Source organism: Aquimarina sp. Aq78, assembly GCF_900299525.1.
GTDB lineage: Bacteria > Bacteroidota > Bacteroidia > Flavobacteriales > Flavobacteriaceae > Aquimarina.
This window is the reverse complement of the sequence record NZ_OMKA01000026.1, coordinates 354,468-369,356: the sequence shown is the minus strand read 5'-3', so window position 1 is coordinate 369,356 and position 14,889 is coordinate 354,468. Positions and strand designations below refer to the sequence as shown.

The window sequence follows — 14,889 nt, the reverse complement described above, 5'->3', positions numbered from 1 at the left end:
TGTTTTTATGATCAAACTGGTATTGCAATTTTCACTTTCATACCAGAGCTCTTTTTTAAAAAATGTATATTTCCAGAAAGTACCGACAATCTACTTTCTATATTTTTGAGCCCTAGCCCTTTTTTATGTAAAAGGTTTTTTTGTTCCAAACCTTTCCCATCATCTTCATAAAGTATAATTAACGAACTTTTTTCATTTTTTAACTCAACACGTATTGCAGAAGCCTCTGCATGTTTAAGCGTATTCGTAATTAATTCCTGAATGATTCTATACAGGTTAAGTTCTTTTGATTTGGCAATCGTTTTTATAGTGTTATTTTTAAAATGCACACTAATTTTTCCTGAATCATTTATGGTTTGCACCAAGCTTTGTATTGCTTCTATAAGTCCTAATTTTTCTAGAACTACAGGTCTTAGATCTTGAGAAATACTACGTACACTTTGTATCATATCATCGAAAAAAGAGCTCATTTTTTTAGCAATGCCTATAAGCTCTTCTGGAGGCAATTCTGGTGTAATTTGCCCAAAATACAATTTGGTAGTGGTTAGCATAGCCCCCACATCATCATGTAATTCTTTGGCAATCCTACTCCTTTCTTCTTCCTGACTAATAATCGAGGTTTTTAGTAGTTCTTTCTGATAATCAGATTCTATTTTTTGATGTTTCTGCTGTTGCGCCAACAACCTGCGTTGATAAAGAATAAAAAATATAATTACTGATAATGATAGTAAAAAAATCACCACCATACCGATAATTATAACCTTTAACGCAACGGCTTCTTCGGGTTCACCCATAAAACAAATAGTATAAAATATAGCGCTTTACTATCTAATTAATTATCTTTTCCAGACTAGTCTATCAGTAGTATACAAGATTTATAAACTCATAAAAAACAATCCTGTTTTAGTTTAATTCTAATAAAAACCAAACAGCATGACTTCTGGATTTACTATTTTCCAATTAAGTATTGGATTTTTTTGCTCACTATTATCTGGAGGTCCTTCTTGCTGTCTGACAACGAATGAGTTCAGTGGGGTTAAAAATAATAAACGAATTGTTTTCATGATTTTAGGTTTTAAAAGTTTACATAAATATAGCTCAAAAAAACAGTAAAACCAGCACTTCAGACCAAAATCATTTGATCAAAAATCACTATTTTCATTAGTCTCTTTTTTGGGTTTCACCCATATTGCAACCGTATAAAAAATAGTTAATACAATATTTATGGCAGCATGTAGCCCCCAAAGAATATGACTAGCTTCAGTAACCCCTTTAAACAATGTGTTATTCATAAAAAACAAGATTAAATTGCTAGAAAAATAAATCAAGAACCCTGAATTGATCCAAAACATAGGATTCGTTTCCAGGGCACTATATTTTACCTCTTTAAGCAATGCATAAAAATAACTTAGAGACAAAAAAATAATTATCGCTGCCATAAGTGTCGTTGCATTAGAATTAAAAGTAAAAAAATCTTGAAAGTATATAATATTGATGATAGCAAATCCCGTAAATCCAGTGCTTAAAGCAGTAAAGAAATATTTTGAAAATGTTTGTGATAACGCTCTTCTATAAATATTAACAATCAATAAAAACTGAACTACAGTAAAAAAATGATATAATGGTAAATTATTTATTTTTTTATACCAAAACATATTAGAAATAACTTCTACTATTAATACTATTAATAATAGATATACTAATTTTACCTGTATTTTATTTAATGATTTGAATTTATAAATAGATAAAAATAAAGGGATGATCACTATAAAAGATGAAATCAAACTTAAATTATCAAAAAGTTCTTTACTCATTAGTTTCTAATTAGATAGATAATTCTCCTGTACAAGTAGGTGGACACGGTCTTGAATATTCAATAAACACCTCATTATCATTAGATTCGATGATACCAGCTCGTTGCATTATATTTTCAATCGGCTCCTTGGGTGTAATCCCAATAACAGGAGTAAAAGATATCATATCCTTATATTGAAACTTGTTCATATCTAATCCAGGATAAAACTTTATTGCTTCAATGCCATTAGCCAAGAAGGGATTGATCAAATCTGCAGTAACCTTGTAAAAAATTACTCTTTCCATTGGCTTTTTCTTCGTTTTTACTGTAAACAAATCATCAACCAGACTCATATCTACCTCTTCCCAATTATCGTGAATCATTTGCTTAAAGGTTAAAGGCACAATCTCGGATCCCAGTTCGTCTTCTTTATTTTGTGATGCCTTGATTCTTGGTTTTTGATAAGCTTCCAGACCAAAGTACTGCTTGTCACCTTCTATATCAACAATCTCAAAAATTGGAAAAAAGGTAAACTTTTCTTTATATCCACGTTTCAAAGCCATGTACATAGTAAAAGTCTTAATCTCTTGTATATTATTAAAACGCTCAACATCATCATCGCTCATGCTAAAATAATATACTCGTTCATATTGCCCTTTAGCCGGATCTAGTTTATGAAAATGATGTGTTAATTGTAGTACATCTGCATTTCTCCATAAAGAGGTAGATTCTTTAAAAACTTTTTCTGTAATTAGAGGGGTTTCTTGTGTGATTACGTTTTCCATTGGATGATATATTTATAAGTTAATAATTAGTATTAAAGTTAATCAAAAAAAACCTGCACACTTTGCTTCAAAAGGGATTTACAGGTAATTACCGCATAAAAACACGTATTTACCACATATTTTAATTTCAAGTATTTTTTCGATTTTTTATATGCTTTTTATTAGGAAAATACATAGTGAAAATGAGTTCTCACTTCGATTGTACTTTGTATAGGTTTGGGTAAAATTCACTGAATTTAGTACCATCCAAAAAAATGGATTTCAGCCTTTGGTTTATCTTGAGCCAAGTCGAAAGGTTGGGATGACAAAAAACAATAATCTATACCAGCGTATAAAGTGATTATTTTTTTAAGTAATATCGATAGCTTTTATACAGCAGACACATGGTAATTAATAGAATCAATACTGCCCACATCCAATAGGCACCAGATAGATGAGCTGCAATCATCTGCGTATCAGAATATTGGATTTTCCCGTCTCGTTCGAATTGTTTTGTAAACAGATATCCTATTTGTAGGTATGAACTTAACACACATTGAGTTCCTAAAAACAAGAGCGTAAAAGCTTCGAGGTTTCTTACTCTAAGAATCGCGATAAAAAAGAGAAGTGCAGCAAAAACACTTAGGATAATTAATGCCAGTAACTCATGAATCCATAAGCATAATGATAGTACCATTATTATAATTAGTAACCATAATGCAATTTTAGAGCTTATTCTATTTCTGGCCGAGGCTATAAGTATGGCTCCCGAAATTGCCGGACCTAATAAACCTCCTGCAGCGGTAATACCTCTGGCGATTTTAAAGGGTAAGTAACTGGTCGAAACATTGGAGTAGGCTACACCTCCTCCGTTTTCATATATTTCGAGGTATATAAACTTACCTCCCACCAATATTGCAGTTAAGCCATGGCCCATTTCATGAAACCAAGTACCTAAAAGTAATAATGGATATTGTATAAACCCAAAATAAGGTAGTTGCCATAATAAAAAAACAAGCAAGCTAATTCCTATTATAGAAAGCAAGGGGTAGTTTTTCACGCACTCAAAGTTTTATACTTAAACCCGAATTATGCATTAGAAAATCTACTACAGCTCCAAACTGCTTCAAAATATATCACTTTGTTATGTTTCTCAAATTAACCGTAGCGGTGCTACGCTGAATTTGATGAAACATTATATTTTATTACATTTTAGAGCTTCATAACGAAGTTCTAATGCATAATCCGGGTTATAATATAACGATTTTTATGTCTAAAAATTGAAGTCTTCTATTTCTTACCTTTTACAATAATTACAATTTCACCTTTTGGAGGCTTATTTTCAAAATGATTTATGACTTCTGTTGTGGTTCCTCGTATGGTCTCTTCGTGCAGTTTACTCAATTCACGTGATACCGAAACTTGTCGATCTTCACCAAAATAAGTTGCAAAATCTCCTAATGTCTTAATCAATTTGTGAGGAGATTCATAAAACACCATCGTTCTAGATTCTTCAGATAAAAGTTTTAATCTGGTTTGTCTGCCTTTTTTTACGGGTAGAAACCCTTCAAAGATAAATTTATCATTAGGTAAACCACTATTAACCAAAGCAGGAACAAAAGCTGTTGCTCCAGGAAGACATTCTACGGCTATCCCTTGCTCTACACATGCTCTGGTGAGTAAAAAACCAGGGTCGCTTATTGCGGGAGTCCCTGCATCACTTATTAATGCTATAGTTTCTCCTGCACTTAATTTTTGAATAATACGATCCACCATTTTATGTTCATTATGCATATGGTGACTTTGCATGGGGGTAGTAATCTCAAAATGCTTCAATAATTTTCCGCTGGTTCGAGTATCTTCGGCTAATATCAAATCTGCCGCTTCAAGAACTTTTATCGCTCTAAAAGTCATATCATCAAGATTACCAATCGGTGTAGGTACAAGGTATAATTTTGACATTAAGGTCTTATTTTTTTACCAATAGTGTAGGAAACGATAAGGATTAAAATTGCATATACTGACAATCCTATTGGATGTCCCGCATTATGATGTGCCATAGTAGCCAATACCAAATCAAAGAAAAAACCGGCATATGCCCACTCTTTGAGCCATTTTATTTTATTTGTTAGAATAGCTGTTATTCCTAATACTTTAGCCACTGCCAAAGGAATTACTATGTATGTTGGATAATTAAAACTTTCAAAAAAACCTTTTACCATTTCAGTTTTAAAAAAATACATCTGAGCAGAGTACAGCATTATAGCGCATAAAGCAATCGTGGCAATCCAATATATAATTTTCATAATCTGTATTTAGTGATCAAATTTACTAAGAACAACATCCATAAAACGCTCCTCATATTCTTCTTTACCTTCCCAATTTTGATAATCCGGCTTTATCATAGTTGTGATAAATTCTTCTGCTTCACTTTTCTCTCTTAATGTATTTAATTGGGATAATACACGATTATAATCAGGAGCACTCCCCCCGAAAAGGTATTTTATAAATGCTAATCGATCATTAAGTCCAATATGAATTTCTTTTCTTAATTGATCATTAAGAGATTTAGGTCGATCATTAACCTCTGTGTTCTGTAAAGAAGATATATCCTCTGCAGTTGGAGTAACATCTTCCTTGTCGTTTTTATCATATGATGATTGAGGTGGAATCGAATCTGAAAAAGAAACAGCTTCTTCTACCACTTTAGTATTTGCTGGCACAAAAAGATCCTCAGTAACCCTTGCATTAATTTCTTCGATAATAATTTCGGGTTTATTTTCTATAGCAGCGATATTATCTGTTTTTTGCTCCTGATCACTCTTTGGCAAAGAAAATTGTTCGGGAACAGATTCTTCCTTTTTGTCAGAAATTGGTTTGGGATCAATAATCGCTTTGATTTTTTGCTCTACTTTTTTTAATTCATCTGGTTCATTTGATGTATCAGGGGCATCTGGTTCATTAGTATCCAGAGCTTCTTTAATCTGACCAATAGTAGGCTGTGGCCCTGCAAAATGAGACTCAGAAAAATTAAGAATAGTTAACTTCTCATATAGTTCGCGGGCTTCTTCCTGTAACTGTGATAAGGTAGTCTTATCTTTAAGTTGTAATATTCTATGGGCAATACTTATAAGTTCCGCTTCCAATTTCTTCTTCATAACTTTCTTATTCGTTTACAATACTGCTTTTTGTTTTTTAATAAATTTACCTCATCTTTAGAGTAAGGAGAAGGGATTTCTTTAATTGATGCTGAAAAATACAAAATGTTTCTCGAAAATACGGTAAATCATAAAGAGCAATTTGGGTGGATAGAAGTAATCTGTGGTTCTATGTTTTCGGGTAAAACCGAAGAATTGATTCGTAGATTAAAACGCGCGCAATTTGCCAAACAAAATGTTGAAATTTTTAAACCTGCAATTGATGTTAGGTATAACGATGAAATGGTAGTCTCTCATGACGCTAATGAAATTCGTTCTACCCCTGTTCCTGCAGCAGCTAATATTAGAATTCTTGCTGATACTTGTGATGTTGTTGGAATTGATGAAGCGCAATTCTTTGATGATGAAATTGTAGCGGTCTGCAATGATTTAGCTAATAAAGGAATTCGTGTTATCGTTGCTGGATTAGATATGGATTTTAAAGGAAATCCTTTTGGACCCATGCCAGCATTAATGGCTACAGCAGAATATGTTACCAAAGTGCATGCTGTTTGCACCAGAACAGGAAATCTCGCTCAATTTAGCTATAGAAAATCTGCAAAAGATGATTTGGTTTTATTAGGAGAAACAGATGAGTATGAACCTTTAAGTCGAGCTGCATATTATAAAGCCATGCTCAAAGAAAAAGTAAATCAAATGGAGGTTAAAGACCCTAAAGAAATATCCAAAAAAACTGAAAAAACTGATGAGTAGTGTAAAAGAAACTGTTTTGCAAATCAACCTGGCTCATCTTACTCATAATTTTAATTATTTAAAAAGCAAGGTTAACTCCAATGTCAAAATCTTAGCAGTAGTAAAAGCTTCGGGATATGGTAGTGATGCTTCTGTAATTGCAAAACACTTAGAAAAAATAGGAGCCGATTATTTTGCCGTTGCTTATGTATCAGAAGGTATTACACTTCGAGAATCGGGGATAAAAACTCCTATTTTGGTATTGCATCCGCAGCCCGTGAATTTTCAAAAATTAATCGAATACCAATTAGAGCCTAGTCTATATAGCTCCAGAGTGCTCAAAACATTTATAGCAACAGCTACTGCTTTGGGTCAAAAAGAGTATCCGGTTCATATTAAATTTAATACTGGATTAAACAGAATTGGTTTTTGGGAAAATGATGTTGACCATATTATTGAAAATCTCAATACTACAGAAGCTATTAAAGTAGTTGCTCTTCTTTCTCACCTGGCGGCTAGTGAAGATGCTTCAGAAAGAGATTTTACAATACAACAGATCGATTCTTTTAAAAAGATTACTCGTAATATGATCGATAAGCTAGGGTACACTCCTATATTTCATCAATCTAATACCTCTGGGATTCTTAATTATCCCGAAGCACATTTTGGTATGGTACGAGCCGGCATAGGACTGTATGGATACGGAAATGATGCAAAATATGATACTGCACTAAAGCCTGTAGCGGGATTAAAATCGGTAATCTCGCAAATTCACACCTTAGAACCGGGAGAATCATTAGGGTATAACAGGGCATTTATTGCTTCAGAATTTACAAAAACTGCTACCATACCTATTGGGCATGCCGATGGGATTAGCAGACAATATGGAAATAAAAAAGGATTTGTAACCATACATAATAAAAAAGCCTATATTATTGGTAATGTATGTATGGATATGATTATGGTAGACGTTACCAATATTGATTGTAAAGAAGGAGATGAAGTGGTTATTTTTGATGCAGATTCGAGTGCAGCTATAGTAGCCGAAAATTCGGGAACAATCTCTTATGAACTACTTACTGCAATTTCTCCCAGAGTAAAACGTGTTGTTGTCGACGATAATTGATTTTTAACGAAAATCTAAACGTATTAGACAGGGTCACTTTTATAATTATTTTAATTTTTTGTTAAATTAGTACATTACTAACTATCTAAATAAAATTAATTATGGGGTTTTTTAAGGATTTTAAATCTTTCTTACTAAAAGGAGACATTGTTGCACTAGCCACCGCTGTTGTAATCGGAGGTGCATTTAATAAAATTGTCGGCTCTGCTGTAGCAGATATTATAATGCCTGTCGTTGGCGTAATAACAGGAGGAACAGATTTTACTCAAAAATTTATTGCTCTTGATGGTGGAGAGTATGCTACTCTTGCAGCTGCTAAAGAAGCGGGAGCTGCCGTTATGACCTATGGTAACCTGATACAAGCAATAATTAATTTTATTATTGTAGGTTTATTTATCTTTATGGTACTTAAAGCATATGAAAAATCTAAAAAGAAAGAAGAAGAAGCTCCTGCAGCACCAGCGGGACCAACTCAAGAAGAATTATTAACCGAAATACGAGATTTATTAAAAAAATAAAACTCCAATAGTATAACGAATTATCTATAGCTACCGCTATACTACATATTCTAACACTAAACCGCCCAAATTTAGGGCGGTTCTTTTTTACATAATGTTATATAATATACATATTATACAAATTTTTATATTTTAAACATAAACGCTTGCCGTCTAGGAAATATTCCTCAAATTTGTATGAAATTAAAAGGTGTATGACTTTCGCTATGCGAAAATGAAAACAAATATAAACTGATGAAAGTAGCTGTAGTAGGTGCTACCGGTCTGGTAGGAACCGTAATGTTAAAAGTATTAGAAGAAAGAAATTTTCCGGTAACAGAATTAATTCCCGTAGCGTCTGAACGATCTATTGGGAAACAAATTTCATATAAAGGTAAGGAGTTTTCTGTAGTAGGACTTGCTACTGCCATAGAAATGAAACCGGATGTTGCCTTATTCTCTGCCGGAGGAAGTACTTCTCAAGAATGGGCCCCAAAATTTGCAGAAGCAGGAATAACTGTTATTGACAACTCATCTGCCTGGAGAATGGATCCTACAAAGAAATTAGTCGTTCCAGAAATCAATGCTAAATCATTGACCAAAGAAGATAAAATTATTGCCAACCCTAATTGTTCTACTATACAATTGGTTATGGCTTTAGGCCCATTACACGATAAATATAAAATAAATCGTGCTGTGATTTCTACGTACCAATCTATAACAGGTACCGGAGTAAAAGCAGTACAACAATTAGAAAATGAATATGCAGGTGAAAAAGGAGAAATGGCATATCCATACCCTATTCACCGTAATGCTATTCCACACTGTGATGTGTTTCAGGAAAACGGATATACCAAAGAAGAGATGAAGTTGGTAAACGAAACCCAAAAAATTCTTGATGACCGTACTATCGCAGTAACAGCAACAGCAATTCGTATTCCTGTAGTTGGTGGGCATAGTGAGAGTGTAAATCTCGAATTTGATAGTGATTTCAATGAAAATGAAATACGACAACTTCTAAACGAAACATCTGGAGTTACTGTGCAGGACAATCCTGATACAAATACGTATCCTATGCCAATCTATGCCGAAGGTAAAAACGATGTTTTTGTTGGTAGAATTAGAAGAGATCACTCTAGAGAAAATGCTTTGAATATGTGGATAGTATCAGATAATCTACGTAAAGGAGCTGCTACTAACGCAGTACAAATCGGAGAATACCTGGTGGAAAACGAACTTATAGGTTAATCTTTCCTAACAATATTATTAAAAACCCCTTGCTTTCTTAATATAAGCAAGGGTTTTTTTAGTTTATTATGATAATTTCGTCATTCTCTTACTTTAGGCACAGATATATGATTTCCTAAAAACAATGCATTCAAAAATAAACGATTAGTTCCGTACCATGAACCTCTAAAATTAGGGTTATCTGCAAATAGAATTACACGACCACTACCTAATTTACTTACAACTAGTGAAGCCGAAGGTTTTAAGTAATTTTCATAATTATCGGCAGAAATATAACCATCAATATGCGCGTTTTCTGTATATTTTGCAATCGTAGAATATGGGTTTTTACTGGGTGCAATAAACACTTCATTATTTTTATATATCGGAAGAGAAGTATCACGATACCCAAAACCTAAAGGATGAGTGATATCCAGATCAACTTCAAAAATAGCGCCTCCCAAACGTTCGCGACCAATATTCTCCCCTGCATCTACATATGGTAATCGTTGTATTACTTTATTCTTTGTCGTATCCTTTGGTTTTTTGATAAGTTTCTCTTTTACAATTTTCTTATCAATCGCCCATTTTGAAGCCCTTGCAATAGTAATTAAGGTATTTCCTTGTGATACCCAATCTTTTATTTTTTTCTGACGAAGAGAATCTAATGTATTATATCTTCCCGAAACCATAACCAACATATTATACTTCTTTAGAGGTACATTGCCAAAATCACTCATTTGTAATTTTGTTATAGGCATATGCACTCGTGTATCCAACAAATGCCATACCTCTCCTGCTTCATAAGAACTAACGCCTTCACCAACCAGTAATAATGCTTTTGGTATATCCAACTTCTGAAAATTTCTGCTTCCTAAATCAATTCCTGATACACTAAAACCAGAATCGACAGAATATATGGGTACATCATACTTATCCTGTGCTTCCTTAATGATTGCATACACCTCGTCATTGGTTTTCTTCTGCTTACTTACTGGTACCATCACACTACCATAATTAAAGCTTTTATTTCCTTCTGAAGTTATACTACTAAAAGGTTTAAATGCCGAGGCTACTTTTAATCCTTTAGATTGCATAAAATATAAAGCTGCCGGAGCATTATAATCATCCCAATCCATGATATATGCATAGTCTGACTTTGGTGCTTTTGAAACATTTATCAATCCATCTGTAGATAGAATTTCTTCACTAGTGTCGGCAGATTTTATGCCTTTATATTTCATATTATAAAAATTGGCTATACTCCAAGCCGAAGCATCATAAAATACACTATCCCGATACTTATTGTAGGTTTCAAAAATCGTTTGTACCATACGCTGTTGAGGCTGCTTTACAGGCACTACAAAACGTGTCCCCTTTTTATAAACCTTTATATGATGAAGTAATAGTTTATCGATAAAAGCTTTATTTCTATTATGATCATATGCATCTCCGAACTCATATGCATCATTTCCTTTTTTGAACGTATTGCTAACTGCTGATTTAAAAAAGTCTTGTTGGTATTTACGTAGTTTGCTCTTATTATCAACCGCAGCTTTAACAGTAGCAATACTAGATATATACTGATTACGAATCGTAAATGGAAACGATATGGTTCCATACTCTGTATCCTGTAAATGCCCGCGAGAGCTAGCTTGCTCAAACAATAGTGCTAATGCTCCTTGTAAATCAGGATACGAAGAACCATATCCAGGATAGGTGCCATCAAAAGCTTCTTTGGTAAAATAAAATGATCCAATATTATCCAGAGCTTTAGAAAAATACGGTGCAAATAAATTATTTAGATCCTCATAATTCTCTTTGGGCATAATAGGATCCTGAGAACCAATGGGTTTCATGGGTTCAAAAAAATAGGTACTATTCGTTCCCATTTCATGAAAATCGGTCACTACATTAGGATACCACTCATGATACCATTTTAGCTTTCCTCGACTCTCTGGATTAATACCTAGCAACCAATCACGATTAAGATCAAACCAATAGTGATTTGTACGTCCCCCAGGCCACATTTCGTTATGCTCTGCATCATAATTATCACTCACCAAAGGGGTTCCTCTATATTGGTTAGCCCATTGCGTATGTCTGTCACGTCCATCTGGGTTAATTGTCGGATCAATAAAGATTACAGCATTTTCTATATAATTTTTTACTTCTGCGCTAGTAGATGCCACCAACGTATATGCTGTTAACATAGCAGCTTCTGAACTAGAAGGTTCGTTACCATGTACATTATATCCTAATTGAACGAAAATTGGTACTGCATCATAGTTAGTAGGCGTCTCAGAAGGATCGGTAAATGCTAAATGTTGCTGCTTTAATACAGAAAGCTTATTTAGGTTTTCTGGAGTAGAAACGGTAAGTATTACTAATTTTCTGTTTTCATGAGTTTTTCCATAGCTAGCAATCGTTGCCCGATCAGAAACTTCTGCAAGTTTAGTAAGATATGCTACAATTTGATCATGGCGAGTATGTTGTTGTCCAATAGGATATCCAAGAAATTCTTCGGGTGAAGGGATTTCTGTGTTAAAAGGTGCTTTGTCTTTAAAAAAATAATCCTGCGCAGTAGCAGAAAAAACAGAGAATATACAAACCAAAAAGTTGATTTTTAGCAAGTTCATTAGTTTCATTGATTTTCAGATTAAATAGATTAGCTACATAAAAACAATTGAAGTCACTTATAATTAAGAGACAAATCAATATAGAATACTTATAATCTCGAAAGGTATTTTTTTAACTCTGGTTTTCCTTGACATTTGTAAGGTTTTTAACATTTCTCCCTCTAATACAGCAATTTAATCCCTTAAAAATATAAAAATGAATAAATTGGTTTTAACCTTAAGAATACTACTGGGAGCGATGTTGGTCGTTTTTGGAAGTAATAAATTTTTTGAATTCATGCCTGCTTTTGAATTTGCCAATCCCGATGCTGGTATTTTTTTTGGCGCATTAGCCAATAGTTATGTACTAAAGGTAGTAGGGATTATCGAAGTGATTGTCGGACTTTTACTTCTTACAAATAAAGCAGTCCCCTTTGCCCTAGTATTATTAGCTCCTATTTCTGTAAATATTATTTTATTCCATGCTACATTAGATCCTGCCAACATTGGTCCCGGAGCATTAGTCTTCCTTATAAACGCTTTTTTAATATTTAAATATTGGGACAAGTATAAAACACTTTTCTAAGACCAAAATTTTTCGTTTCTTACAGAAAATTCTGACTGCTCCTGCATATTAATCCTACATACTGCTATACCCCAAAGCAATATGGTAGAAACCTTACTTTCTTTACAGGTTAATTGCGGAGCAGTCTTTTTTATATTTTCTTTAGCATTTATAGCCACATCTTTTGATAGATTTGTGAATCATATTAACGCATTACATCATGAAAAAAGCACTCCTTGTATTATCCATCATTACAATGATGATGGCTTGCAAAAACGAAACTAAAGAAGAACCCTCTAAAACTACCATTGCATTGAACTACCCTGAAACTAAAACAGTTGATACAGTAGATACGTATTTTGGTACTCAAGTAGAAGATCCATATCGTTGGTTAGAAGATGATCGTAGCAAAGAAACCGAAGACTGGGTTGCTACACAAAACAAAACTACTTTTGGATATTTAGAAAATATCCCTTTTAGAAAAGATCTAAAAAAACGGCTATCCGACCTTTGGAACTATGAAAAAATTAGCTCTCCGTCTAAAGAAGGAGATTATAGCTACTTTTATAAGAATGACGGACTTCAAGATCAATATGTTCTCTATCGTTTTAAGAATGAAGGTGATGAGCCCGAAGTTTTTCTCAATCCTAATACCTTTAGTAAAGATGGTACAACATCTTTAGGAGGAGTATCTTTTTCTAAAAACGGAAAGCTTGTAGCTTATTCTATTTCTGAAGGAGGTAGTGACTGGCGTAAAGTAATTGTTAAAAATGCTGAAACCAAAGAGATCATAGAAGATACTATTGTTGATGTTAAGTTTTCTGGAATATCCTGGAAAGGTAACGAAGGCTTTTACTACTCTAGCTACGATAAGCCAGAAGGAAGTGAGCTTTCTGCCAAAACAGATCAACATAAGGTATACTACCATACTCTGGGTACTTCTCAAAAAGATGATGCCTTAATTTTTGGAGGTACACCAGAAGAAAAACACCGATATATTGGTGCAAATGTTACAGAGGATGACCAGTATCTTATTATTTCTGCCAGTGTTTCTACATCAGGAAATAAGTTATTTATCAAAGATCTTACAAAGCCAAATAGTAAACTTATTACTATTATGGGTACTACAGATAGTGATACTTATATTATAGAAAATGTGGGGTCTAAGCTATATCTTGTTACCAATCTAAATGCTCCCAACCAGAAAATTGTAACGGTAGATGCCTCTAATCCAACCCCAGAGAACTGGAAAGATTTTATTCCTGAAACTGAAAATGTATTAAGCCCAAATTCAGGAGGAGGATACTTCTTTGCAGAATATATGGTGGATGCAGTTTCTAAAGTAATGCAATATGATTATGACGGTAAATTGATTCGTGAAGTAGAATTACCCGGAGTAGGAAGCGCAAATGGATTTGGTACTAAAAAGGAAGAAAAAGAATTGTATTACTCCTTCACCAACTATAAAACACCTAATAGTATTTATAAGTACAATATTGCCGAAGGTACTTCAGAATTATATCGCAAACCAAAAATCGATTTCAATCCAGAAAATTACGAAAGCAAGCAGGTTTTTTATACTTCTAAGGATGGTACAAAAATACCGATGATTATTACCTACAAAAAAGGCATGGAGCTTAATGGTAAAAATCCAACCATCTTATATGGTTACGGAGGGTTTAATATTAGTCTTACTCCAACGTTTAGTATTGCTAATGCGGTATGGATGGAGCAAGGTGGAGTATATGCTGTACCTAACCTAAGAGGTGGTGGTGAGTATGGTAAAAAATGGCACGTTGCCGGAACAAAATTGCAGAAACAAAATGTATTTGATGACTTTATCGCTGCAGCAGAATATCTTATAGAAAACAAATATACATCTAGTGATTATTTAGCTATTCGCGGTGGGTCTAATGGAGGATTACTTGTTGGTGCTACGATGACACAACGACCAGATCTTATGAAAGTAGCATTGCCAGCTGTTGGTGTTTTAGACATGTTGCGTTATCATACTTTTACTGCAGGAGCAGGATGGGCCTATGACTATGGTACATCAGAAGAAAGTAAGGAAATGTTTGACTATATAAAAGGATATTCTCCTGTACATAATGTAAAAGCAAATGTACAGTATCCTGCTACTCTGGTTACTACAGGAGATCATGATGACCGTGTTGTACCAGCACACTCGTTTAAGTTTGCCGCACAGCTACAAGCAAAACAATCAGGGGATAATCCTACATTGATTAGAATTGAAACCAAAGCCGGTCATGGTGCAGGAACACCGGTAAGCAAAACTATCGAGCAATATGCCGATATTTTTGGTTTTACACTCTATAATATGGGATATGAAGTATTACCAGAAAAAGTTACCGACGAAGTAAAAGGGTAATATTTTTAACTTAAAAAA

Annotated in this window: 16 protein-coding genes; 6 read left to right on the top strand and 10 right to left on the bottom strand. The window is 33.8% G+C overall.

What is annotated here, in order from left to right; translation table 11 throughout:
- Positions 1–11 precede the first annotated feature (11 nt).
- The 8 genes from DG435_RS17835 to DG435_RS17805 form a co-directional block, all read right to left on the bottom strand.
- Entirely contained in the window at positions 12–794 is a 783-nt protein-coding gene (locus DG435_RS17835; RefSeq protein WP_106791071.1) for a sensor histidine kinase, read from the bottom strand.
- A gap of 120 nt (positions 795–914) precedes the next feature.
- The gene (locus tag DG435_RS25635; protein ID WP_159025437.1) at positions 915–1,064 is read right to left on the bottom strand and encodes a hypothetical protein; all 150 of its coding nucleotides are present in this window, start codon (positions 1,062–1,064) and stop codon (positions 915–917) included.
- A 78-nt stretch (positions 1,065–1,142) separates the two neighbouring features.
- Entirely contained in the window at positions 1,143–1,814 is a 672-nt protein-coding gene (locus DG435_RS17830) for a hypothetical protein (RefSeq protein ID WP_106791072.1), read from the bottom strand.
- Positions 1,815–1,824: 10 nt separating this feature from the next.
- Positions 1,825–2,580, bottom strand: a complete 756-nt coding sequence (locus DG435_RS17825) for a hypothetical protein (RefSeq protein ID WP_106791073.1) — start codon at positions 2,578–2,580, stop codon at positions 1,825–1,827.
- Between the two features lie 340 nt (positions 2,581–2,920).
- Positions 2,921–3,619, bottom strand: a complete 699-nt coding sequence (locus tag DG435_RS17820) for a M50 family metallopeptidase (RefSeq protein WP_106791074.1) — start codon at positions 3,617–3,619, stop codon at positions 2,921–2,923.
- Between the two features lie 230 nt (positions 3,620–3,849).
- The gene (gene rsmI, locus DG435_RS17815; protein WP_106791882.1) at positions 3,850–4,521 is read right to left on the bottom strand and encodes a 16S rRNA (cytidine(1402)-2'-O)-methyltransferase; all 672 of its coding nucleotides are present in this window, start codon (positions 4,519–4,521) and stop codon (positions 3,850–3,852) included.
- A complete protein-coding gene (locus tag DG435_RS17810; RefSeq protein WP_369872198.1) occupies positions 4,521–4,865 on the bottom strand; it encodes a DoxX family protein in 345 nt (114 codons plus the stop codon). Before DG435_RS17810 ends, rsmI begins: the two co-directional genes overlap by 1 nt.
- A 9-nt stretch (positions 4,866–4,874) precedes the next feature.
- Complete coding sequence (locus DG435_RS17805) at positions 4,875–5,717, bottom strand: hypothetical protein (protein WP_106791880.1); 843 nt, start codon at positions 5,715–5,717, stop codon at positions 4,875–4,877.
- Positions 5,718–5,822: 105 nt separating this feature from the next.
- On the opposite strand from DG435_RS17805, the gene DG435_RS17800 reads away from it, so the two are divergent.
- From DG435_RS17800 to DG435_RS17785, 4 genes are all read left to right on the top strand, one after another.
- Positions 5,823–6,470: a thymidine kinase gene (locus tag DG435_RS17800; RefSeq protein ID WP_106791879.1), complete on the top strand. Its 648-nt coding sequence runs from the start codon at positions 5,823–5,825 to the stop codon at positions 6,468–6,470.
- Entirely contained in the window at positions 6,463–7,575 is a 1,113-nt protein-coding gene (gene alr / locus DG435_RS17795; RefSeq protein WP_106791878.1) for an alanine racemase, read from the top strand. Before DG435_RS17800 ends, alr begins: the two co-directional genes overlap by 8 nt.
- Positions 7,576–7,676: 101 nt before the next feature.
- A complete protein-coding gene (gene mscL / locus DG435_RS17790; protein ID WP_024768414.1) occupies positions 7,677–8,093 on the top strand; it encodes a large conductance mechanosensitive channel protein MscL in 417 nt (138 codons plus the stop codon).
- A 234-nt stretch (positions 8,094–8,327) separates the two neighbouring features.
- Positions 8,328–9,320, top strand: a complete 993-nt coding sequence (locus DG435_RS17785) for an aspartate-semialdehyde dehydrogenase (protein ID WP_106791877.1) — start codon at positions 8,328–8,330, stop codon at positions 9,318–9,320.
- 80 nt (positions 9,321–9,400) lie between these two features.
- On the opposite strand, the gene DG435_RS17780 is transcribed toward DG435_RS17785, so the two are convergent.
- Positions 9,401–11,938: a M14 family zinc carboxypeptidase gene (locus DG435_RS17780; protein ID WP_106791889.1), complete on the bottom strand. Its 2,538-nt coding sequence runs from the start codon at positions 11,936–11,938 to the stop codon at positions 9,401–9,403.
- A gap of 196 nt (positions 11,939–12,134) precedes the next feature.
- Here DG435_RS17780 and DG435_RS17775 point away from each other — a divergent pair, with 196 nt between their 5' ends.
- On the top strand, positions 12,135–12,503 hold the full coding sequence (locus tag DG435_RS17775) for a DoxX family membrane protein (protein WP_106791876.1): 369 nt from the start codon (positions 12,135–12,137) through the stop codon (positions 12,501–12,503).
- Here the strand turns inward: DG435_RS17775 and DG435_RS25630 are convergent.
- A complete protein-coding gene (locus DG435_RS25630) occupies positions 12,500–12,661 on the bottom strand; it encodes a hypothetical protein (RefSeq protein ID WP_159025508.1) in 162 nt (53 codons plus the stop codon). The genes DG435_RS17775 and DG435_RS25630 overlap by 4 nt on opposite strands.
- 41 nt (positions 12,662–12,702) lie before the next feature.
- Here DG435_RS25630 and DG435_RS17770 point away from each other — a divergent pair, with 41 nt between their 5' ends.
- Positions 12,703–14,871, top strand: a complete 2,169-nt coding sequence (locus DG435_RS17770; protein WP_106791875.1) for a prolyl oligopeptidase family protein — start codon at positions 12,703–12,705, stop codon at positions 14,869–14,871.
- Positions 14,872–14,889 lie beyond the last annotated feature (18 nt).

Bases quoted from the DNA above. Each gene is read 5' to 3' on its own strand.
- DG435_RS17785 (WP_106791877.1), top strand. From the start codon at position 8,328: ATGAAAGTAGCTGTAGTAGGTGCTACCGGTCTGGTAGGAACCGTAATG.
- DG435_RS17780 (WP_106791889.1), bottom strand. From the start codon at position 11,938: ATGAACTTGCTAAAAATCAACTTTTTGGTTTGTATATTCTCTGTTTTT.
- alr (WP_106791878.1), top strand. From the start codon at position 6,463: ATGAGTAGTGTAAAAGAAACTGTTTTGCAAATCAACCTGGCTCATCTT.
- DG435_RS17775 (WP_106791876.1), top strand. From the start codon at position 12,135: ATGAATAAATTGGTTTTAACCTTAAGAATACTACTGGGAGCGATGTTG.
- DG435_RS25635 (WP_159025437.1), bottom strand. From the start codon at position 1,064: ATGAAAACAATTCGTTTATTATTTTTAACCCCACTGAACTCATTCGTT.
- mscL (WP_024768414.1), top strand. From the start codon at position 7,677: ATGGGGTTTTTTAAGGATTTTAAATCTTTCTTACTAAAAGGAGACATT.
- rsmI (WP_106791882.1), bottom strand. From the start codon at position 4,521: ATGTCAAAATTATACCTTGTACCTACACCGATTGGTAATCTTGATGAT.
- DG435_RS17770 (WP_106791875.1), top strand. From the start codon at position 12,703: ATGAAAAAAGCACTCCTTGTATTATCCATCATTACAATGATGATGGCT.
- DG435_RS17805 (WP_106791880.1), bottom strand. From the start codon at position 5,717: ATGAAGAAGAAATTGGAAGCGGAACTTATAAGTATTGCCCATAGAATA.
- DG435_RS17835 (WP_106791071.1), bottom strand. From the start codon at position 794: ATGGGTGAACCCGAAGAAGCCGTTGCGTTAAAGGTTATAATTATCGGT.
- DG435_RS17825 (WP_106791073.1), bottom strand. From the start codon at position 2,580: ATGGAAAACGTAATCACACAAGAAACCCCTCTAATTACAGAAAAAGTT.
- DG435_RS17830 (WP_106791072.1), bottom strand. From the start codon at position 1,814: ATGAGTAAAGAACTTTTTGATAATTTAAGTTTGATTTCATCTTTTATA.
- DG435_RS17810 (WP_369872198.1), bottom strand. From the start codon at position 4,865: ATGAAAATTATATATTGGATTGCCACGATTGCTTTATGCGCTATAATG.
- DG435_RS17800 (WP_106791879.1), top strand. From the start codon at position 5,823: ATGTTTCTCGAAAATACGGTAAATCATAAAGAGCAATTTGGGTGGATA.